Source organism: Pantoea rodasii, from assembly GCF_002095465.1.
GTDB classification, from domain to species: domain Bacteria; phylum Pseudomonadota; class Gammaproteobacteria; order Enterobacterales; family Enterobacteriaceae; genus Pantoea; species Pantoea rodasii.
On record NZ_MLFP01000010.1, the window covers coordinates 138,081 to 158,531 of the forward strand.

The following is a 20,451-nucleotide window of genomic DNA, read 5'->3' on the forward strand; positions in this document are numbered from 1 at the left end:
TATGCCTGGTTAAACCGCGGAGGCTCCCGAGACGATCTCGGTAAGTTCCTGGGTGATGCTGGCCTGACGAGCTTTGTTGTAAACCAACTGCAGCTCTTTGATCAGGTTTCCGCCGTTATCGGTTGCAGCTTTCATCGCAACCATACGTGCGGCCTGCTCACTGGCCAGGTTTTCCACCACACCCTGATAAACCTGCGATTCGACATAGCGGCGCAGCAGAGTATCCAGCAGCGCTTTCGGATCGGGTTCGTACAGGTAATCCCAGGTCTTCGCCTTCATCTCTTCTTCACCTTCCGCTGGCGGTAACGGCAGCAGTTGGGTGATGGTCGGAGTCTGAGACATGGTGTTATTAAACTTGTTGCCGACGATATACAGCTTGTCGATGCGACCTTCATCATAGGCCTGCAACATCACTTTTACTGGGCCAATAAGATCAGACAGTGCAGGCTTGTCGCCCATACCAGTGACCTGTGCCACGATGTTGCCACCCACAGAGCCGAAGAACGAATTGCCTTTAGAACCGATAATGGCCAGATCGCTCTGCACGCCTTTATCAGCCCAGCTCTTCATATCTGCCAGCAATTTTTTGAACAGGTTAATGTTCAAACCACCACAAAGCCCGCGGTCAGTCGAAACGACCAGGTAGCCGACGCGCTTAACGTCACGCTCATCCAGGTAAGGGTGCTTGTATTCCAGATTACCGAGTGCAAGGTGACCAATCACTTTGCGCATGGTATCTGCATACGGACGGCTGGCCGCCATGCGTTCCTGCGTTTTACGCATTTTGGAGGCGGCGACCATTTCCATCGCTTTGGTGATTTTCTGCGTATTTTTTACGCTTCCAATCTTACTACGTATTTCTTTTGCGCCGGCCATTAGCTTCTCCTCAAAGCCTTGCGGCCTGCCTTTTCAGACAAGCCGCCAGACATTACCAGGACTGGGTTGCTTTAAACGTTTCGAGCAAGCCTTTCAGCTTCGCTTCGATATCGTTATTAAAGTTGCCCGCTTGGTTGATTTCAGCCATCAGCTCAGCGTGGTCGCGATCCGCGAACGCCAGCAGAGCGGCTTCGAAGCTGCCGATTTTCGCCAGTTCAACGTCGTTCAGGAAGCCGCGTTCAGCAGCAAACAGCACCAGACCCTGTTGCGCGACAGACATCGGCGCATACTGTTTCTGTTTCAGCAGCTCGGTCACTTTCTGACCGTGGCTCAGCTGTTTACGCGTTGCATCATCCAGATCGGATGCGAACTGAGAGAACGCAGCCAGTTCACGATACTGTGCCAGTGCGGTACGAATACCACCGGACAGTTTCTTGATGATCTTGGTCTGTGCAGCACCACCAACACGGGATACAGAGATACCCGGGTTAACGGCTGGACGAATACCGGAGTTGAACAGGTTTGATTCCAGGAAGATCTGACCATCGGTAATCGAGATTACGTTGGTCGGAACGAACGCAGAAACGTCACCCGCCTGAGTTTCGATGATTGGCAGCGCGGTCAATGAACCGGTCTGGCCTTTCACTGCACCTTTGGTGAAGCGTTCAACGTAATCAGCGCTCACGCGTGATGCGCGTTCCAGCAGACGAGAGTGGAGATAGAACACGTCGCCTGGGAATGCTTCACGGCCTGGTGGACGGCGCAGCAGCAGTGAAATCTGACGGTAAGCGATAGCCTGCTTAGACAGGTCATCGTACACGATCAGGGCATCTTCACCGCGGTCACGGAAGTACTCACCCATCGCACAACCGGCGTACGGTGACAGGTACTGCAGTGCTGCTGATTCAGAAGCAGAAGCGACAACGACGATGGTGTTAGCCAGCGCGCCGTGCTCTTCCAGCTTACGTACCACGTTAGAAATGGTTGACGCTTTCTGACCAATCGCAACGTAGACACACTTGATGCCTGAATCGCGCTGGTTGATGATGGCGTCGATTGCCATTGCGGTTTTACCGGTCTGACGGTCACCGATGATCAGCTCACGCTGGCCACGGCCGATTGGAATCATCGCATCGACAGATTTGTAACCGGTCTGAACAGGCTGGTCTACTGACTGACGGTCGATAACGCCCGGTGCAATCATTTCAACTGGCGAGAAGCCGTCGTTGTCGATTGCGCCTTTACCGTCGATCGGTGCACCCAGGGTGTTCACCACACGGCCCAGCAGGCCGCGGCCAACTGGAACTTCTAAGATACGGCCAGTACATTTAACCTTCATGCCTTCGGCAAGGTCAGCGTACGGACCCATCACTACTGCACCAACCGAGTCACGCTCGAGGTTCAGTGCGATAGCGTAACGGTTACCCGGCAGGGCAATCATCTCACCCTGCATCACATCGGCCAGGCCGTGTACGCGGATGATACCGTCACTTACAGAAACAATAGTACCTTCGTTGTGAGCTTCGCTCACCACATTGAACTGAGCAATGCGCTGCTTGATCAGTTCGCTGATTTCGGTGGAATTCAGTTGCATATGCTCCAGTCCCCTTAAGACTGCAAGACGTCTGCCAGACGATCAAGACGGCCGCGTACGCTGCCATCTATCACAAGGTCACCCGCACGGATAACCACACCTGCCATTACAGACTTGTCAATTTTGCAATTCAGCTTAACTTTGCGTGACAGACGTTTTTCCATCGCGGCGCTGATTTTACTCAGCTGACTGTCACTCAGGGTACTGGCAGAAATCACATCAACTTCGGCTGTCGCTTCATAAGCGTCACGCAGTTGAATGTACTGTTCCAGTACCGCAGGAAGCGCTGTCAAACGTCCGTTTTCCGCCATTACCTTAATCAGGTTTTGAGCGGGTTCATCAAGTTGATCGCCACATACCGCGTTGAAAGAAGCAGACAAAGCTTCCGGCGCGAGAGCACCGGAAAGAAGATCTGCCATCTGTTCGTTACGAGCCACTTCTGCGGCAAACGCCAGCATAGACTGCCAGCGATCGATACCTTGATGCTCAACAGCAAAGTCAAAAGCTGCTTTGGCGTAGGGGCGAGCTACAGTAATCAGATCAGACATCAGCCCCTCCCTCCTTACAGTTCAGCGACCAGTTTATCAACGATGTCGCTGTTAGCAGCTTCATCCACGGAACGTTCGATGATTTTCTCGGCGCCAGCTAATGCCAGCAACGCGACTTGCTTACGCAGCTCTTCACGGACACGTGAACGCTCGGCTTCGATTTCTGCCTGCGCTTGTGCCACGATGCGGTTACGTTCAGTCTCAGCTTCAGTTTTCGCTTCGTCCAAAATCTGAGCGCGGCGTTTGTTCGCCTGCTCGATAATGACCTGAGCGTCTTCTTTCGCTTTCTTCAGCTGGTCGGTCGCATTGGCCTGCGCGAGATCTAAATCTTTCTTCGCGCGCTCAGCAGAAGCAAGGCCTTCAGCAATTTCTTTCTGGCGCTTTTCGATGGCAGCCATAACCGGCGGCCATACGTACTTCATGCAGAACGCGACAAACAGAATGAACGCGATGGCCTGGCCGAGGATTGTTGCATTAATGTTCACAGCACAATGCCTCTCATTAAGTTAACTTGCTCTGCCGCTATCAGAGATAAGCGGCAGAATCCGTCCCTCATCACACCAGGTGCCATGAGTGAACAAGGCTACCAGGTTTAGGCGACAGCAAACATCACGTAGAGACCCAGACCTACAGCGATCATCGGGATTGCATCCACCAGACCCATTACAACAAAGAACTGCGTACGCAGCAGAGGAATCAGATCCGGTTGACGCGCTGCGCCTTCCAGGAATTTGCCTCCGAGGATGCCGATACCGATCGCAGCACCGATTGCCGCCAGGCCCATCATCACAGCGGCAGCCATGTACAGCAGATCCATATTCAGGTTTTCCATGACAGTCTCCAGTTTGTTTCAGTTAAAAGCTTACGTAGTTGAGATAAAAATCAATGTTCTTCAGATGCCATCGACAGATAGACAATCGTGAGGACCATGAAAATGAAAGCCTGCAGCGAAATGATCAGGATGTGGAAAATGGCCCATGGCACATTCAACAACCACTGCGACCACCACGGCAGCAAGCCGGCAATCAGGATGAAGATCAGTTCACCCGCGTACATGTTGCCGAACAGTCGCAGACCGAGTGAAACCGGTTTAGACAGCAGGCTAACACCTTCAAGAATCAAGTTGATTGGGATGAAGATCGGGTGATTGAAAGGCTGCAGCGTCAGTTCTTTGGTGAAGCCGCCAATACCTTTCATTTTGATGCTGTAGAACAGAATCAAAATAAATACGCCCAGCGCCATAGACAGCGTGATGTTCACATCTGCAGACGGCACAACGCGAAGCGCAGGCAGACCTAAATAGTGCTCACCGATAAACGGCAGCAGGTCAATAGGAAGCAGATCCATGAAGTTCATCAGGAAGACCCAGACAAAAATCGTCAGAGCCAGCGGGGCGATAAGTTTGCTTTTACCGTGGTACATGTCGCGCACGTTGTTATCAACGAAACCGACAACCAGTTCGATAGCCGCTTGTAGTTTCCCTGGCACACCGCTGGTGGCGCTTTTTGCCACTTTACGGAACACAACCAGGAAAATAAGTCCCAGTACCACAGAGAAAAACATGGAATCGATATTTAATACCCAGAACGTCGCAGGAGCGTCGTGCGGATTCACCAACTCGAAAGTACGCAGGTCCAACTGAAGGTTATTCAGGTGGTGACCTATGTATTCTTGCGGAGTAGAGATTTCTCCAGCAGCCATGATGCCTCTTACCCTTTGTTGTTAATTACAGCCGGCGCGACGATCTGCACCACCAGCACCGATAACCACGTGATTGCGAGAGGCCAAAAGACCGCTCCAAGCACACCTAACGCCACCATAAGAAGAATGACCGTCATGAAGACTTTGAACACCTCACCGAAGGCGAAGCTCCATGCAACACGACCTTTGGCAGGCGTTTGATCCTGCAGGCGCCAGGCTAAAAACATAAACAACACATTCGGCAGCCAGGCTGCCGCTCCACCGGCGATGGCGGAGGCGCCCCAGGTAACATCTTTCAGAGCAAAGAGCGCGCCGATGATGACAAACGTCACCAGCTGGATGACCAGCACGGTCCGGGCTAATTTTGCACTGTAAAGAGACACTGACATGGCGTTGAACTCTCCTGCCCCGAACGGGGTATGTCGCGTGTCGTATAAGACTGCCTTTACTCATTTGAGTCAAGCAGCAAAAGCCGTGCAAATTATACGGGCGCCACCTGCGATTTCAATCGGTAAGTAGCGAAAAGGTGAACAATTATTTAAATTTCTTTCTGAAGGGCTATTTTTCAAAACATCCTCTTCCACAATGGCTCAGCTAAATCGCTGAAAATGCCGTGTTGGCTTGCTTTTAAAGCGTGCTTTAGATCACATTATAAGCAATACAACGGCGGGTGAATTTGTTTTAAGCATGAAATCTATGATTCCAAAATGGATTAAAACCGTTTTCAATCATCATGATAGAATTAAACATCCCATAGCGAGTCATGATTTTCGATAAAAACACTCTATTGACATCGTACACCGCAATAAAAACGTAAAACGGATATTACGCACGCCGATTTATTGCAGAGTTATATTTTCCGGCGTGACTATTTGCGTCAGTAAATACAGCCAATAAAGTGATCTAACTGATAATGAAATGTGAAATGTTCGTTAAATGTAACAGAGCTTTTCGGATAATTTCCGCGGAGGTTGTTAACCCGTCCACCCTGCCCTGCCGAATAAAAGCTTTTGACTAAAAGTGTTCAACCGCTGTTTTTTTATGCAGCTTAATTTCACTGGCGGTGGGTGCGGCGGGTGTTAAATCCGCACCCTTTTTAGGGCTATTGCCGAGTAACCACCACTAAATGACGCTCACCTTCCAGTTCCGGCACGTGCAGTGATTCAATTTTCTCCACCACAAAGCCCGCAGGTAAGGCACTGATTTCATCATCAGGGCGTACACCCTTAAGCGCATAGAAGCGGCCTGAGGTGCCCGGCAGATGGTGACACCAGGTCAGCATATCTTCCAGTGAAGCAAACGCCCGGCTGATCACGCCATCAAACGGCGGCTCAGCGGGGAAATCTTCCACACGGCTCTGCACCGGCGTGACGTTAGTAAGTCCTAACTCATGCTGTACCTGGCGCAGGAAACGGATGCGTTTTCCCAGGCTGTCCAGCAGCGTGAAATGCGCCTGTGGACGTACAATCGCCAGGGGAATTCCCGGCAGTCCAGGGCCCGTTCCCACATCAATAAAGCGCTCACCTTGCAGATGCGGCTCTACCACTACGCTGTCGAGAATGTGGCGCACCAGCATCTGCTGCGGGTCACGCACCGATGTCAGGTTATAGGCCTTGTTCCACTTATGCAGCAATTCAACATAGCCCACGAGCTGCTGTTTTTGTTGATCGGTAAGGGAAATGTTTGCCGCGTCGAGCAGCTGGGAGAGTTTGTTAATCACAACGAGAGTTCCATTAACGGGGGCGAGTTGCCTCGCCCCGGGGTCGATCAGGCGCTTTTACGTAGCAGGCCCTGTTTTTTCAGATAGATCAGCAGAATCGAGATGGCTGCCGGGGTGATACCCGAAATACGGGAAGCCTGCCCGATAGAGGTTGGTTTGTGATCGTTAAGCTTCGCGATCACTTCATTCGACAGGCCATTAACCTGACGATAGTCGAGATCGGCAGGCAGCAAAGTGTTCTCATTGCGCTGCTGGCGATCAATCTCTTCCTGCTGGCGGGCAATGTAACCTTCATACTTAACCTGAATCTCTACCTGCTCAGCAGACTCTTCATCCGCTAACGCTGGGCCGTAGCTCGGCAACGTCATTAGTCGTTCGTAGGTCATTTCCGGACGACGTAGCAGATCTTCAGCGCTGGCCTCTTTGGTGAGTGGCGCACTGATCACGCTATTCACTTCGTCCACGTTGTCTGATTTTGGATGGACCCACAAACCGCGTAAACGCTGACGTTCCTGCTCAATCGCTTCCAGTTTCTGGTTATAACGCGCCCAACGCGCATCATCGACCAGCCCCAGTTCGCGGCCGGTTTCCGTCAAACGCAGATCGGCGTTGTCTTCGCGTAGCATCAAACGATATTCAGCGCGTGAAGTGAACATGCGATACGGTTCTTTGGTACCCAGCGTACAAAGGTCGTCTACCAGCACGCCAAGGTAAGCCTGATCGCGACGCGGTGCCCAGCCTTCTTTGTCTGCAGAAGCGCGTGCAGCGTTTAAACCCGCCAATAAACCTTGCGCTGCCGCTTCTTCATAGCCGGTGGTGCCGTTGATCTGGCCAGCAAAGAACAGACCGTGAATATATTTACTTTCCAGCGTCGGTTTCAGATCGCGTGGATCGAAGAAATCGTACTCAATGGCATAGCCTGGACGAATGATCTTCGCGTTTTCCAGACCTTTCATCGAGCGAACGATCTGCATCTGCACATCGAATGGCAGGCTGGTGGAGATACCGTTCGGGTAAATTTCATTGCTGGTCAGCCCTTCCGGTTCAAGGAAGATCTGATGAGCATTACGATCGGCAAAGCGCATCACTTTGTCTTCGATCGATGGGCAATAACGTGGGCCGATCCCTTCGATGATCCCGGCATACATTGGGCTGCGATCGAGGTTATTACGGATCACATCATGTGTTTGTTCGTTGGTGTGAGTGATCCAGCACGGGACCTGCTGCGGGTGCTGAGACACATTGCCCATAAACGAGAACACCGGCATTGGCGTATCGCCATGCTGCGGTGACAACACTGAGAAATCGATGGTGCGTGCGTCAATACGCGGTGGCGTACCGGTCTTCAGGCGGTTGACGCGCAGCGGCAGAGCACGCAGGCGTTTTGCCAGCGGGATGGATGGCGGATCGCCAGCACGGCCACCGCTGTAGTTATCCAGCCCGATATGAATTTTACCGTCGAGGAATGTGCCGACGGTCAGTACCACGGATTTTGCGCGGAACTTGAGACCCATTTGGGTTACAGCACCAACAACGCGATCGTTTTCCACAATCAGATCGTCTACCGCCTGCTGGAAGATCATCAGGTTCGGCTGGTTCTCCAGCGCGGTACGAACTGCCTGACGATAGAGCACACGGTCGGCCTGCGCACGAGTGGCACGCACTGCTGGGCCTTTGCTCGCGTTTAGTATCCTAAACTGAATGCCGGCGTGGTCAATTGCCGTTGCCATCAATCCGCCTAAGGCATCCACTTCCTTCACCAGGTGTCCTTTCCCAATACCACCGATCGCAGGGTTACAGGACATTTGTCCAAGCGTATCAATGTTATGGGTGAGTAACAGCGTTTGCTGACCCATTCGGGCTGCCGCCATCGCGGCTTCTGTGCCCGCATGACCACCACCAATTACGATGACGTCAAAAGGATCTGGATAAAACATGAAGTGGGTCCTCGTTAGTATTTGAACAGGGATCGTTGCCCTGGGCGGTGGATTCTACTGAAATTCTGTGGGCGGCGATAGTCGCGGGATCCGATGGTTTAAAAGAAAGGATCTTTATTCTTTTATATGATCTTCCTATTAGATCTCTTATTAGGATCGCGCATATCTGTTGATAACACGGAAAAGCCAAGACTTAACAGCGGATTAGAGAGGATCATTTGCTGTGAATGATCGGTGATCCTGATCGGTATAAGCTGGGATCAAAATAGCGAGTTATGCACAGAACAAAAAAGCATCACCCGTTGTTCTTTGGGTAACTACCGGTTATACGCATGATCTAAGCCTATTTATCCACAGGTGAAGCGAAAATAAAAAGATAAAAACAGCGTAATAAACTGGGGATCGCACCATTTTCACGATCCCCAACCAGCAAAGATCGCTTTAAATCTGGGTGTGCCAGCTCGCCACCCACACTTCAGCCGGATCTTCAGGAATCTCATGCTCGAGAACGTCGATCTCCAAGCGATCGCCAATACGTTTGGCGCCTAACTGGTTCAGTTGATCTTCCAGCAGCTTGATCGCACCACAGAACAGGTCATATTCATGATTGCCAATACCGACGGCACCATAACGCAGTGCCGAAAGATCCGGTTTGGTCTCCTGCAACGCTTCATAAAAAGGCAACAGATTGTCAGGCAACTCGCCCGCACCGTGGGTAGAGGTCACAATGAGCCAGATCCCTTCCTGCGGCAGTTCATCCAGCTCCGGTCCGTGCAGCACCTCGGTTGAAAAGCCCGCTTCCTGCAGTTTTGCTTCCAGATGTTCGGCGACGTATTCGGCGCTGCCAAGGGTACTGCCACTGATTAACGTAATATCGGCCATGATGCTCTCCCGCACTAAAGGCGAGCATTGTACGCTGTGATCAAGCCGTGATCCACCTGTGGAAAACAGGGTTAATAGTGGAAAGCATCAGGCGACAAGGCGCATCACACAAGTGATCCGCCTGGGATAAGGTTGTGCACAGCTTAGGAAGGGATCAAGGCTTAATGGTGCGCATGATGGGGTTTTGCAGCGAGATCAGCGTTTCGGTTGATTGAATTTCATCAATGGTCTGGATCTTGTTGATCAATACCTGCTGCAATGCATCGATCGATCGACACATCACCTTAATAAAGATGCTGTAGTGACCGGTGGTGTACCAGGCTTCGACCACTTCATCCAAGGCTTCCAGCTTGCTCAGCGCCGCAGGATAGTCACGCGCGCTTTTCAGGATGATGCCAATAAAGCAGCACACATCGAAACCCAACTGACGCGGATCGATTTCTACACGGGTGCCTAAAATAATCCCGGCCTGACGCATTTTTTCCACGCGCACGTGAATGGTGCCGGGGCTAACGTTGAACTGTTTGGCGAGCTCGGCATAAGCGGTGCGCGCGTTCTCCAGCAGCGCATTGAGAATGCCGCGATCAAGGTTATCCAGTTGCAGTTGTTCCGCCATCATCCATCCTCTTAAGGTTCTTCTTCTATGAACAGTGGAGAATGTGCAGCAAATTGACATCGCAGGCAAGGTGCAGACTGCGCGGCTGTCGCAGTCTGCACGCTTTTTTAACGCTTACGCCACAGGGTGAGCTGCGCCAGCGTATGTTGATACTTACGTGCGGTCTCACGGATAACGAAGGGCACATCCTGTGGTGATGCCACTTCTTCAAAGTCATCGCGCAGTAAACGTTGCAGCGCCTGGTAGCTGGTGAGTGCTTCGCCGTTTTCACGAACGCCACCCAGCCAGTTCTCCTTCGGAGTGAATTCTTCCAACCAGGTATACGGGGAAGAAAGTGCCAGGATCCCACCAGAACGGATCATCGGGATGACGTCCTGTAAAAAGCGTTTTGGCTGACGCAGTCGATCAATCAGATTGGACGCCAGCACCAGATCGTAGCGATCGGGCTGCGGTTTGAGATTACAGGCGTCACCTTGTACAAACTGAATGCGCGCGGCTGCTTCATCGCTGATAGTAATGTCCTGCAAGCGCACCTGACGATATTCCACCAGCTCACCTTCTTCGGGCACCACATAACGGAAATCCTCACCGGAAGTCAGTTGCAGCGCCACATCAATAAAGCGTGCTGAGTAATCCATTCCCGTTACCGTGCTGAAATGACGTGCCAGTTCAAAACTGGCGCGGCCGGTAGCGCAGCCGATATCCAGCGCTTCGCCACGCTGCTTGCAGTGGGGTAACAGCGTTTCAACCAGAGCAGCGGCATAATTGGGCACCGCGTAATAAGTCGGACCATATTGGAAATCAAGATACTGCGACACCATGCTGTCAGTTTCGTACGGATTCAGCGCCATGGTCTCTTCATGTGAGGAGACCACATAGCGGAAGCCCGCATGCTGGAAGAAATGACGGCGGAAGGCATAGCGAGCCGATTTCAACGCCTCGTTACCGGTAGAAATCCAGCTGCCGCCTTTGATCAACGCGTGTTTGCCATCAAAGGTGGGAGTGGAAAAGTCGTCATACAGTGGATGAACTTTAAAACCGGCAAAACCGTTGGTTGGCGTGGTGGTCCACTGCCAGACATTGCCAACGATGTCGTAAAATTCGCCCTGAGCAAAACGATCCACCGGGCTGGAAGAGGCCCAATGCGCCAGATTGATATTACCTGGCGCATCGTGCCAGTCAGGTTGATCGCCCGTGACCTGCTCACGCAATTGAGCCCATTCGGCTTCGCACGGTAACTGGATGGATTTGCCCGTTTCTTCTGCCAGCCAGCGACAGAACGCCGCCGCTTCCAGCTGATTAACTTCCGCTGGCCAATCCCACGGCATGGCCACTTCCTCAGCCATCAAACGCAGTTTCAACCGATCGGGCTGCGAAATGTCGCCGACCCAGAACGTTGGCATCTGCGCTGCTGAGAATTCACGCCAGCCCCAGCCTTCATCATCCCACCAGCGTGGATCCTGATAGCCGTTCGCGGCGACAAAGCGGTAAAACTCGGCGTTGCTGACCAGCATTTTGCTGGCCTTAAACGGTTTGAGTTCAGTCACTTGATTACCGTATTCATTGTCCCAGCCGTAAGTGTCGTCGGTTTTACCCTGCTGCACGCGGCCGCCAGGCATCACGACCAGGCTGTTATCAGGAACGGAGGCACGATCGTGGCGCGCCTGAGGGCAAACCGGCCAATGCGGCTGCGGGTTAACCCACTCAACGGGCAGCTGACGTATCAACACGCTGGAGGTTTCAAGGTGAATACGTTCGTGTTCAATCCCCATGAGCACCACCCACGCCGGGCTGTCCCATGTTATCGGTAATTCCAGCGGCAGGGTGCGGATAAACTCACTGACCAGGCTTTTAACTTTGCCTCGGTAGTCACGCACTTCTTCTATTGTTGGCCACGCATAATGGCTGTCGTTGAGATCATCCCAGCTCATCTCATCCACGCCGATCGCCATCATCGCTTCAATACGATCGTCCACGCGGTGATCCAGATACTGACCCGCCATCAATTTATTAATGTAGAACGTCGCGGTGTGGCCAAAATAGAAGATCAGCGGATGGCGCAACGAAATAGCTTTGTTAGTCCAGGCGCGTTCGTCAGCGAGACAATCAAACAGGCTTTCGTACAGTTCCCAGGTTTGGGTGAAATACGCCAGCAGCTCGGTCCGTTTTTGTTCGGTGTTTTGACCGGAGAGCGTCAGCGTGCGGGTGGGTGCAGGAAGTTGGGCGGTGGTCACAAGTTGCTCCAGATGCTCGGTGTGCGAACTAATCACTATAGCAAATAAGCATTTCTGTCAGATGAATTAGCGCTGCCAGCGGCGCAGCAGGCGACTTTTCAGGCCAGTATCAAAGCGCCAGATATGATCGAAGATGCGTAAGATGCCCGGTTTGCCATGAGTTGACATGGCGACCGCGTGGAAACGCTGCTGTTGATGACGCTGGCGCTGTTTAATGGTGTTGATGATCTCATCAGGCAGGCGCTGGGCGATAAAGTCAGACACGATCACTGCATCGGCCTCCTGCCACACGCTGCCTTCCATGCGCTGCACCACTGCGGCCAGACAGGCCGCGAGATCGGTGCCGCCACGAAAACGCTGACTGAGGAAACGGATCGCCTGTTCGATACCGCTATCGGCAGTGAGTTCGTAGCCAATCACTTCGTGAGCGAACAGCATGATGTAGCAGCGACGTTTATCGGCCAGCGCGACCTTTAATAAAGCCAGACAAAAAGCCTTGGCGCAGCGTTCATTAAATCCACCCATCGAACCCGAAGTATCGACACAAACGATAAAGGGTCCGCGCGGCTGCGCTTCATGTTGCTGGTGGCTGACCGGGCGCAGCGTGACTTTCTCGTGCCAGGCATCGCCCTGCAGTTGGTAGGTTAACAGGCGCTTTTCCACCAGACGGCGATAAAACTCCAGCTCCAGTTCGCTGATACTCAGCGCTGCCAGCTCGGGCGGCAGCAGGCGCAGCACATCGTCGCTCTGATGAATGCCGCTGACCTCTTCCGGCACGTTATCCGGCTCACGTACCAGCTGGTGAAACTCTTCCAGCGGTGCGTCCTGTGAGGGCACAGACTTGGCTTCGCGGCTGCGGCCCAGCTGCTGCGCCAGTTTCATCAACTCCGGCTGCTGCGCGAGGAAATCGCCGTATTGCACGATCAGCTCGTAATCACCGTGCTGCAGTGGCGCTTTGCTCATATCCCACAAACGTCCGGCAGCAGCTTCATCATCCTCGGTGAGAATCGGTGCCAACTGACCGCTGATGGCCATCCGCTGCTGCAGTTCGGCCATCAGGCGTTCACGCTGTTCTTCGAGGATAGTCTCGTTCAGCGTCAGCGTTTGCAGCGTCAGGCTGAGTCGCCAGCGTTGTAAAAACAGCGTGTGCTGCGCGTTGCTGAGTTGCACCGTTTCATTGCGCAGCAGCAGTTTGCTGGCTTCCTCGATAAACGGCGACGGCAGGCTTTTCAGCTGCGTCATGATGTGGGGAAGCTGGTGGCTGAAATCGTGGGTGCTGACGAGCTGCATCTGCTGGAAGAGCTGGAACTCCTGCGCCAGGGCTTCTGGCACCGGCGTGGCTTTCATCTGTTCGGCGATCTCCGTGCGCCAGCGTGGCAGATCGCGCATTAAGGCTTGTTTCATGCGCGGAAATTTTTCAAAGAACAGTGCCAACTGGGGCGACGCGAGCAGTGCCAAAATCAACTCTTCGATTAACTCGGTTTCGCCAATCGATAGCAGCGTGCTCAGCGTCTCCAGTGAGATCATTTACGTGCCTGTTTCAGCTGTTCCGCCACGTCCTGCAAGCTGGTTTCAATGCGTGCCAGCCAGTCGTCACTGATAAACAAGCAGCGCTGATGCTGGCTGAACAAGGTGCGCTGCGCACGTAACTGGGTATCCAGCGCATCGTATTCATCGACGATTTCCTGCGGCATTTCGCGGCTGTCACTGGCGCCAGGCAGGGTTAAGCGCGTTGATTGCAGGCTGACATCACGCAATGTCAGGCAATGATGCGCGTCCACCAGCAGATCGAGTGTCTGGCCAAAACCGATACCGTTCAGCTTGCCGCGAATCTCTCCGCCCTTCAGCAACCACTGATCAAGTGCTTCATGGCTTATCAGCACATGCGTCACCTGCATATCGTGCAAGGTCAGCGGCTGTTGCAGCATCAGTGTCAGTTGTTCGTCGGCGATGGCGGCAGGTAACTCGTAATGTGGTTTGCGGCTGAACATGCCGCTGTGTTTTTCCAGCGTCAACGCATGCGCCACGCTCTGCTGTTGTTGCAGGGCCAGACGGCGGCCTTTGATCTGCTGCAGCTTATGCAGCAGCGGCTGTTGCTGCCACGCATGTTGCGTCATCAACACATCAATTTCGCGATCCAACAGCTTCATCGAGGTGACGTCGTGCCACAGGCAATCCTTTAACAGGATGATATCGATAGGCGCGATGGTGACTCGACCACTGTAAAACGCACTGGCTTGCAGCAAATGGATGGCTTTTTTCCAGCGACGGTCGGAAATATACGGCGCGTCAGGCAGCGTTTCCAGCTGCTGGCGCAGCTGATAAATCAGTTCAAACACATGATCGGGCAAACTGACCTGACTGATGCCTTTCTGCCACTGATGGTACTCTTCATCGCTAATGCGCAGCGCTTCCGTCACCGGATTATCGTTTTCGTCCTGCTGGTGGGTGAGCATGCTGCGGAAGTTTTGCTTTTCGTGCACGTTGTCCAGCCACAGGCGAATCAGCATGCGGTCATACAAGGCTTCCAGCCCGCTGTCGGCTTCCGGCAGTTCGTTGGACGCGGTGACCAGCAGGCGCATCGGGATCTTTTCTTCGCTGTCGCCATTACGGAAGCGGCGTTCATTGATGGCGGTCAGCAGGGTGTTCAGAATCGCCGGACCAGCTTTCCAGATCTCATCAAGAAACACGATTTCCGCATCCGGCAGATAGCCTTTGGTTAATCGCTGATAGCGGCCTTCATCTTTCAATGCCTGGATAGACAAGGGGCCAAAGACTTCTTCAGGGGTGGAAAAACGGGTCATCAGGTATTCAAAGGCGCGGGCATTCTGGAAGGCGTATTTCAGGCGGCGGGCAATCAGGCTCTTGGCAATACCCGGCGGACCGAGGAGAAAAACGCTCTCGCCACTCAGTGCAGCCAGCAAGCACAGACGGATCGCATGATGCCGTTCATACAGCCCTTTCTCCAGGGCGTTGCTCAGGCGAGAAATTCTTTCTGCCAAAAGATGGGGTTGAGCCATAATCACATCATTGTCCTTCAGATTCTGGTGCCGTCATGTTCTGGCGAGCGCATTACTCTACTGGTTATCATGCTTGATTGCGTTGATAGCCGTCAGCTTTTTTGTTTCAGAAGGTTGAAGCGAGACAACTCGCTGCTTCAGGCGGCTTTTTTGGCCGAATTTCGGCGAAAAACCGCGTCGCTGACGTGATGGTGACATGTTGTAAGAGTAGGTTTTTTGGGAATATGTGCATACTGTGCGCTTTTTGATGGCCTGAGCGGTAGGCAAGTGCCTTATCGGCTCCAACAAAAGACAACTTATGAGCTCGGATAAGAAGCAGTCCCTTGGCGCAGTCACTCTCGCCGCGATTGGCGTGGTGTATGGCGATATCGGTACCAGCCGCTCTATACTTTGCGTGAATGTCTCTCTGGTCAGTTCGGCTTTGGCGTAGAACGCGAAGCGGTATTTGGCTTTCTCTCGCTGATCTTCTGGCTGCTGATTTTAGTGGTCTCACTGAAATACATCAGTTACGTAATGCGGGCCGATAACGCCGGCGAAGGCGGGATCCTGACATTGATGTCTCTGGCCGGGCGCAATACCGGTGCCAGAGCCACGGCCGTGCTGGTGATTATGGGCCTGATTGGCGGCAGCTTCTTCTATGGCGAAGTAGTGATCACCCCAGCGGTGTCGGTGCTCTCGGCGATTGAAGGTCTGGAGATTGCCGCGCCGAGCCTCGATGCCTATATCGTTCCGCTGGCGATTGCGGTGCTGACGCTGCTGTTTGTGATTCAAAAGCACGGTACTGGCATTGTCGGAAAGCTGTTCGCACCGGTGATGTTGGTGTGGTTTATCATTTTGGCGGTGCTGGGTGCGCGTAGCATCATCAGCAACCCTGATGTGCTGCATGCGATGAATCCTTACTGGGCGCTGCACTTCTTTATCCAGTACAAAACGGTGTCGTTCTTCGCGCTCGGCGCGGTGGTATTGGCGATTACCGGTGTGGAAGCGCTGTATGCGGATATGGGCCACTTTGGCAAATTCCCGATTCGTCTTGCCTGGTTTATCGTGGTGTTACCCTCGCTGGTGCTGAACTACTTTGGTCAGGGCGCGCTGCTGCTCAAACATCCTGAAGCGATCAAAAACCCCTTCTTCCTGCTGGCGCCAGACTGGATGCTGATTCCCATGCTGATTCTGGCAACGTTAGCCACCGTTATCGCTTCTCAGGCGGTGATTTCTGGTGTGTTCTCGTTAACGCGCCAGGCCGTGCGTTTAGGCTATTTGCCGCCAATGCGCATCGTGCACACCTCGGAAGAAGAGTCGGGCCAGATTTACATTCCGGTGATCAACTGGCTGCTCTACTTCTCCGTGGTGATCGTCATTGTCGGCTTTGAACACTCCAGCAACCTGGCAGCGGCTTACGGCATCGCGGTAACCGGCACCATGGTGCTGACCGCGATTCTCTGCTCCACGGTGGCGATTCAGAACTGGCACTGGAACCGCTATCTGGTGATTGTGGTCTTGATCGGCATGCTGTGTATCGACGTGTCCTTGTTCTCGGCCAACCTGGTCAAAGTGTTCTCCGGCGGTTGGCTGCCTCTGACCCTGGCGCTGATGATGTTTATCGTCATGACCACGTGGAAAAGCGAGCGCTTCCGCCTGCTGCGTCGTATGCATGAGCACGGTAATTCACTTGAAGCGATGATCGCCTCGCTGGAGAAATCTCCACCGGTGCGCGTGCCAGGCACCGCAGTGTATATGTCGCGTGCCTTGAACGTGATTCCGTTCGCTATGCTGCATAACCTCAAGCACAACAAAGTGCTGCATGAGCGTGTGGTATTGCTGACGTTGCGTACCGAAGATGCGCCTTACGTGCACAATGTGCGTCGCGTCACCATCGAACAGCTGTCGCCGACATTCTGGCGCGTGGTGGCGAGTTACGGCTGGCGTGAAACCCCGAACGTGGAAGAGATTTTCCACCGCTGCGGGCTGGAAGGCCTCAACTGCCGCATGATGGAAACCTCGTTCTTTATGTCACATGAATCGCTGATTATCGGCGATCGTCCGTGGTATCTGCGCCTGCGCGGCAAACTGTTCCTCGCACTGCAACGCAATGCGCTGCGCGCGCCGGATCAGTTTGAAATCCCGCCAAACCGCGTGATCGAGCTGGGTACTCAGGTCGAAATCTAACGATCAAGCGCGTCACCAGCTTAGGGTGACGCGCAAACCCTGTGGCTGCACATGGCTGAATGCGATACGAATGCCGTGTAGCTGCGCAATATTCTTCACGATCGATAATCCCAATCCGCTGCCGGTTTGCGTTTGCCCCGGCGGTCGCCAGAAACGTTCCCCTAAACGCGCAAGCTGTTCATCGCTGACGCCCGCCCCGTTATCCTCAAGAACGATGTTCCGCGCGTTTAGCGTGAACTGAATCTGGCTGCCCGGTGGCGCATAGCGCAGCGCGTTATCCAGCAGGTTACGCATCAGTAAGTTCAGCAGCAGCGGATGACCGTTCATCACTGGTTCGGCCTGCGCATGCAGTTGCAGATCCATTTGCTGCGCTTCCGCCTGCGGGAAATGCTCAATCAGCAGATTTTGCAGCAGCGGGGCCAGCTGAACGGGTTGGAATTCGCTGCGCAGATCGTCAGCTTCGACTCTTGAAAGCGTTAAGAGTTGATCCACCAGCCGCGTGGCGCGCTGGATACCGCTATCGAGCTGCTGCAATGCCCGTTTGCGCATCGCGTCGTCGTCATCCGCCAGCTGAATCACTTCACTCTGCACCCGCAGCGCGGCTAACGGACTGCGCAGTTCGTGGGCCGCATCGGAGGTAAAGCGGCGTTCGCGCTGCACCAGTTGTGCCATACGGCTAAATAGCCCGTTGAGCGCAGCCACCAGTGGCTTTACCTCTTTCGGCAAACGCGCTTCGGCCAACGGCGTGGCGTCATCGGGCGCACGCTGCTGCAGGGAAAACGTCAGACGTTTCAGCGGGCGAAGTTCGAACCACACCAGTGCCAGCAACAACAGCAGCATAAAAGGCATGGCAATCAACCACGGCAGTAGGCTGCTGAGCGCCAGATCGCGCGTCATGTCGTCGCGGTATTCCCACTCCTGACCGACCACCACGCGATACTGTTTATCCGCTGAAGTCAGCCACAGCAGCCGCCAGCTGTCATCGTCGCCGCGCAGGCGTCCGTCGCGAAAGCCATCACGCTTAGCGTCAAACTGCATATCGCGCCCGTTCTCGCCATCGTTAAGCAACGGCTGGCCGTCCGCACGGAAAATGGCAAAGGCCAGCGCATCATCATCCTGATCGCCGCGATGATGGCGCAAAATGGATTTGGTTTTTGGCAGTGAAGCGGCGTGCAAGCTGGTGGGATCGATCGACAGCAGGCGTTTGGCAAACAGCATCTGTTGGGTATCGAACAGCTCATTGACGGTATCGCGGGTTTGTTGCCAGGCGCTGTAGCTGGCCACGCCACCGCATAGAGCAATCAGCAGCACAAAGCCGATGGCGAGCCGCATAAACAGGCTCATTCAGCCGCACCCAGGGTGTAACCCACGCCGTGCACGGTGCGAATAAACGCCGTGCCGAGCTTTTTACGCAGATGATGAATATGCACTTCCACCGCGTTGCTGGAGACATCGTCATCCCAGCTGTAGAGTTTTTCCTCCAGCTGGCTGCGGGTTAGCACGCGACCCGGATTGCGCAGAAACAGCTCCAGCAGCGCAGTTCCCGGCTCTTCAGACTAATGGTTTCACCGTCAATCCAGACGCTGTGGCTGGTGGGCGACATCACCACTTTGCCGTGTGTTAACTCGGGCTGGAGTTGTCCGTGGCGGCGGCGAATCAGCGCCTGTAAACGCGCGGCAACTTCAGCCAGTGCGAATGGCTTGCACAGATAGTCGTCTGCGCCCAGCTGTAATCCTTGCACGCGTTGATCGAGTGCATCACGGGCGGTGAGGATCAGCACCGGAACATCTGCGCCCTGCTCACGCCATTGACGCAGGATCGCCAGCATCGCGCTCGGGCAATGAAAGATCCAGCACCACGGCATCCCATGGCGCGGCCGTCAGAGCCTGAAATCCCGCTTCGCCTGATACAAACCAGTCAACGCTGAAGCCGAGTTTCGTTAGCCCTACTTTCAGGCCATCGCCAATTAGCGTGTCGTCCTCAATCAATAATATGCGCATGCGTTTCTCCTTAAGTGCAGGAGTCGTTATACGAAGCCAAAACCGGCTTGTACAGCGTCAATCGCTGCATTTTGGCTATTTTTCGTGTTTTTTTACCCCTTAAGATCCTGTTAAGAACCCTGTGCTGTAATGGCTTCCGTATCCCACACATTCATGGAACAGAGGTGAAAAATGAAAAAGAGTGCAGCGCTAATTGCTATTGTGATGTTGGCATCGACGCCGGTTCTGGCCGCGCAGCAGGGTGGCTTTGTTGATCCAAGTGCGCCGAAGGCTCAGGTTCACGCCGGCGGCTTCCAGGCCGATAACACCAGCGTCGTGACGGTAAAGCAGGCCGAAGAGATGAAAGATGACAGCTGGATCACCGTGCGCGGTTATCTCGATAAGCAAATCGGTGATGAGGATTATCTGTTCCGCGACAGCAGCGGCAACATGAAAGTGGAAATCGACCATAAGCGCTGGCATGGACAGACCATCACGCCGAAGGATCAGGTTGAGCTGACCGGCGAGCTGGATAAGGACTTTAATTCCATCGAGTTGGACGTCAAGCAAGTCCGCAAGCTGCCGTAATCCCTTCCAGAGCCGCTCAGGCGGCTCATCTTCCCCGCCAAACTCAAATTATCCCCGGTACAAGCGAAACGTTTCGATGGTGATCACATTTCCGTGATGACGTCATTGAGTTGCCGCGCACATTTAATACACTCCCGCTCAGCGAAACGTTTCGCTGTGGAGTGGAAGAAATGAAAAAGGTCGCTTGTTAAACGCTGAACTCTCTCATGTGATTGCCCGCCTGGGGCACACCGACACGCTGACGATAGCTGATGCAGGCTTGCCGATTCCGGCCGGTCCACAGCGTATCGATCTGGCGTTGACGCCGGGAACGCCCGAATTTTTGCAGGTGGTTGATGTTGTCACCCAGGAGATGCAAGTCGAAAGCGCTCTGATGGCGGAAGAAATTAAGCAGCTCAATCCGCAACTCCACAACGCACTGCTCGCCGTGCTCGATGCCTTGCAACGGCACCAGGGGAATGTCATCACCATTAGTTACACCAGCCATGAACAGTTCAAACAAGAAACGCAGCGTAGTCAGGCGGTCATTCGCAGCGGAGAGTGTTCTCCGTATGCGAATGTCATCCTGAGCGCCGGCGTAACCTTCTGAG

The 20,451-nt window shown here is 53.7% G+C and carries 17 protein-coding genes and 2 pseudogenes; 3 read left to right on the top strand and 16 right to left on the bottom strand.

From position 1 onward, the window contains the following. Window positions 1-9 precede the first annotated feature (9 nt). The 14 genes from atpG to ravA form a co-directional block, all read right to left on the bottom strand. The gene (gene atpG, locus HA45_RS14565) at window positions 10-876 is read right to left on the bottom strand and encodes a F0F1 ATP synthase subunit gamma (RefSeq protein ID WP_100701628.1); all 867 of its coding nucleotides are present in this window, start codon (window positions 874-876) and stop codon (window positions 10-12) included. A gap of 52 nt (window positions 877-928) precedes the next feature. Further along, a complete protein-coding gene (gene atpA / locus HA45_RS14570) occupies window positions 929-2,470 on the bottom strand; it encodes a F0F1 ATP synthase subunit alpha (protein WP_100701629.1) in 1,542 nt (513 codons plus the stop codon). A 14-nt stretch (window positions 2,471-2,484) separates the two neighbouring features. Next, complete coding sequence (gene atpH, locus HA45_RS14575; protein WP_100701630.1) at window positions 2,485-3,018, bottom strand: F0F1 ATP synthase subunit delta; 534 nt, start codon at window positions 3,016-3,018, stop codon at window positions 2,485-2,487. Between the two features lie 14 nt (window positions 3,019-3,032). Next, window positions 3,033-3,503: a F0F1 ATP synthase subunit B gene (gene atpF, locus HA45_RS14580; protein ID WP_100701631.1), complete on the bottom strand. Its 471-nt coding sequence runs from the start codon at window positions 3,501-3,503 to the stop codon at window positions 3,033-3,035. Between the two features lie 107 nt (window positions 3,504-3,610). Further along, window positions 3,611-3,850: a F0F1 ATP synthase subunit C gene (gene atpE / locus HA45_RS14585; protein ID WP_003849523.1), complete on the bottom strand. Its 240-nt coding sequence runs from the start codon at window positions 3,848-3,850 to the stop codon at window positions 3,611-3,613. Between the two features lie 50 nt (window positions 3,851-3,900). Further along, on the bottom strand, window positions 3,901-4,719 hold the full coding sequence (gene atpB, locus HA45_RS14590; RefSeq protein ID WP_100701632.1) for a F0F1 ATP synthase subunit A: 819 nt from the start codon (window positions 4,717-4,719) through the stop codon (window positions 3,901-3,903). 8 nt (window positions 4,720-4,727) lie between these two features. Beyond that, window positions 4,728-5,108, bottom strand: coding sequence for a F0F1 ATP synthase subunit I (gene atpI, locus HA45_RS14595; RefSeq protein WP_100701633.1), 381 nt, complete (start codon window positions 5,106-5,108; stop codon window positions 4,728-4,730). Window positions 5,109-5,821: 713 nt separating this feature from the next. Continuing rightward, window positions 5,822-6,439, bottom strand: a complete 618-nt coding sequence (rsmG, locus tag HA45_RS14600; protein ID WP_100701634.1) for a 16S rRNA (guanine(527)-N(7))-methyltransferase RsmG — start codon at window positions 6,437-6,439, stop codon at window positions 5,822-5,824. A gap of 47 nt (window positions 6,440-6,486) precedes the next feature. Continuing rightward, window positions 6,487-8,376, bottom strand: a complete 1,890-nt coding sequence (mnmG, locus tag HA45_RS14605) for a tRNA uridine-5-carboxymethylaminomethyl(34) synthesis enzyme MnmG (RefSeq protein ID WP_100701635.1) — start codon at window positions 8,374-8,376, stop codon at window positions 6,487-6,489. A gap of 441 nt (window positions 8,377-8,817) precedes the next feature. Continuing rightward, window positions 8,818-9,258 (bottom strand): FMN-binding protein MioC, encoded by a 441-nt coding sequence (mioC, locus tag HA45_RS14610; protein ID WP_100701636.1) that lies wholly within the window; start codon window positions 9,256-9,258, stop codon window positions 8,818-8,820. A gap of 154 nt (window positions 9,259-9,412) precedes the next feature. Beyond that, entirely contained in the window at window positions 9,413-9,874 is a 462-nt protein-coding gene (gene asnC, locus HA45_RS14615; RefSeq protein WP_034830053.1) for a transcriptional regulator AsnC, read from the bottom strand. 107 nt (window positions 9,875-9,981) lie between these two features. Continuing rightward, the gene (ovoA, locus tag HA45_RS14620) at window positions 9,982-12,108 is read right to left on the bottom strand and encodes a 5-histidylcysteine sulfoxide synthase (RefSeq protein ID WP_100701637.1); all 2,127 of its coding nucleotides are present in this window, start codon (window positions 12,106-12,108) and stop codon (window positions 9,982-9,984) included. 66 nt (window positions 12,109-12,174) lie between these two features. Next, window positions 12,175-13,635 (bottom strand): ATPase RavA stimulator ViaA, encoded by a 1,461-nt coding sequence (viaA, locus tag HA45_RS14625; RefSeq protein ID WP_100701638.1) that lies wholly within the window; start codon window positions 13,633-13,635, stop codon window positions 12,175-12,177. Further along, window positions 13,632-15,128 carry an ATPase RavA gene (ravA, locus tag HA45_RS14630; protein WP_100701639.1) on the bottom strand — a complete coding sequence of 499 codons (1,497 nt, stop codon included), beginning with the start codon at window positions 15,126-15,128 and terminating at the stop codon, window positions 13,632-13,634. Before ravA ends, viaA begins: the two co-directional genes overlap by 4 nt. Window positions 15,129-15,426: 298 nt before the next feature. Here ravA and kup point away from each other — a divergent pair. After that, window positions 15,427-17,294, top strand: a pseudogene (kup, locus tag HA45_RS14635) (low affinity potassium transporter Kup). A 12-nt stretch (window positions 17,295-17,306) separates the two neighbouring features. Here kup and qseC read toward each other — a convergent pair. Continuing rightward, window positions 17,307-18,638, bottom strand: coding sequence for a quorum sensing histidine kinase QseC (qseC, locus tag HA45_RS14640; protein ID WP_100701641.1), 1,332 nt, complete (start codon window positions 18,636-18,638; stop codon window positions 17,307-17,309). Continuing rightward, window positions 18,635-19,294: pseudogene (qseB, locus tag HA45_RS14645) on the bottom strand (quorum sensing response regulator transcription factor QseB). The gene qseC and the pseudogene qseB overlap by 4 nt, the downstream one beginning before the upstream one ends. 171 nt (window positions 19,295-19,465) lie before the next feature. On the opposite strand from qseB, the gene HA45_RS14650 reads away from it, so the two are divergent. Both HA45_RS14650 and rbsD read left to right on the top strand, forming a co-directional pair. After that, on the top strand, window positions 19,466-19,861 hold the full coding sequence (locus HA45_RS14650; protein ID WP_100701643.1) for a YgiW/YdeI family stress tolerance OB fold protein: 396 nt from the start codon (window positions 19,466-19,468) through the stop codon (window positions 19,859-19,861). Between the two features lie 154 nt (window positions 19,862-20,015). After that, the gene (rbsD, locus tag HA45_RS14655; protein WP_128598965.1) at window positions 20,016-20,450 is read left to right on the top strand and encodes a D-ribose pyranase; all 435 of its coding nucleotides are present in this window, start codon (window positions 20,016-20,018) and stop codon (window positions 20,448-20,450) included. The last annotated feature ends 1 nt before the right edge of the window (window position 20,451 follow it).

What these genes read in the sequence shown, in the direction of transcription:
- qseC (WP_100701641.1), bottom strand. Translation starts at nt 18,638, where the DNA reads ATGAGCCTGTTTATGCGGCTCGCCATCGGCTTTGTGCTGCTGATTGCT.
- ravA (WP_100701639.1), bottom strand. Translation starts at nt 15,128, where the DNA reads ATGGCTCAACCCCATCTTTTGGCAGAAAGAATTTCTCGCCTGAGCAAC.
- atpE (WP_003849523.1), bottom strand. Translation starts at nt 3,850, where the DNA reads ATGGAAAACCTGAATATGGATCTGCTGTACATGGCTGCCGCTGTGATG.
- HA45_RS14650 (WP_100701643.1), top strand. Translation starts at nt 19,466, where the DNA reads ATGAAAAAGAGTGCAGCGCTAATTGCTATTGTGATGTTGGCATCGACG.
- atpG (WP_100701628.1), bottom strand. Translation starts at nt 876, where the DNA reads ATGGCCGGCGCAAAAGAAATACGTAGTAAGATTGGAAGCGTAAAAAAT.
- atpB (WP_100701632.1), bottom strand. Translation starts at nt 4,719, where the DNA reads ATGGCTGCTGGAGAAATCTCTACTCCGCAAGAATACATAGGTCACCAC.
- atpA (WP_100701629.1), bottom strand. Translation starts at nt 2,470, where the DNA reads ATGCAACTGAATTCCACCGAAATCAGCGAACTGATCAAGCAGCGCATT.
- atpI (WP_100701633.1), bottom strand. Translation starts at nt 5,108, where the DNA reads ATGTCAGTGTCTCTTTACAGTGCAAAATTAGCCCGGACCGTGCTGGTC.
- atpH (WP_100701630.1), bottom strand. Translation starts at nt 3,018, where the DNA reads ATGTCTGATCTGATTACTGTAGCTCGCCCCTACGCCAAAGCAGCTTTT.
- mioC (WP_100701636.1), bottom strand. Translation starts at nt 9,258, where the DNA reads ATGGCCGATATTACGTTAATCAGTGGCAGTACCCTTGGCAGCGCCGAA.
- mnmG (WP_100701635.1), bottom strand. Translation starts at nt 8,376, where the DNA reads ATGTTTTATCCAGATCCTTTTGACGTCATCGTAATTGGTGGTGGTCAT.
- asnC (WP_034830053.1), bottom strand. Translation starts at nt 9,874, where the DNA reads ATGGCGGAACAACTGCAACTGGATAACCTTGATCGCGGCATTCTCAAT.
- viaA (WP_100701638.1), bottom strand. Translation starts at nt 13,635, where the DNA reads ATGATCTCACTGGAGACGCTGAGCACGCTGCTATCGATTGGCGAAACC.